Consider the following 386-nt stretch of genomic DNA (forward strand, 5'->3'; position numbering starts at 1 on the left):
TGGCCTGAGGGTTTGTAGTAGCGGCGCGCACCGCCGCCATCGCCTGCCTGACCGCCGCTTCGTCGAAGGGTCGGGCCTGCTCGGCCGCCGCAAGGTCGGCCCGCGCAGCGCGCAGCTGCCGCAGCGCCTCGAACGTGCGGCCGCGGTTGTCGCGCATGACCGCGCGGAACTCCTTGCGCACCTCCGGCGAGTAGGCGCCCGCGACCTCCGCCAGCAGCCCGCGCGCGACGGCCGCCTGGCGCAGGCCATGCGCGGCATAGCCGATGAAGAAGAAGTTGAGCGCGAGCGAAAGGGCAAGCACAACCAGTACCACCGCCCAGATCCATGAACGACCGGTCATAGCGCGTCTCCCTCGCCCGCATCGCCGGCGATAGGCGGTCCACCGT

Annotated in this window: 1 protein-coding gene; it reads right to left on the reverse strand. The window is 71.5% G+C overall.

Annotated elements, in window-relative coordinates:
- On the reverse strand, window positions 1-340 hold a 340-nt coding region (locus EOA27_RS40270), incomplete at its 3' end, for a periplasmic heavy metal sensor (RefSeq protein ID WP_127259170.1).
- Window positions 341-386 lie beyond the last annotated feature (46 nt).

The sequence above is a fragment of the Mesorhizobium sp. M2A.F.Ca.ET.037.01.1.1 genome, from assembly GCF_003998075.1.
Lineage (GTDB): Bacteria > Pseudomonadota > Alphaproteobacteria > Rhizobiales > Rhizobiaceae > Mesorhizobium.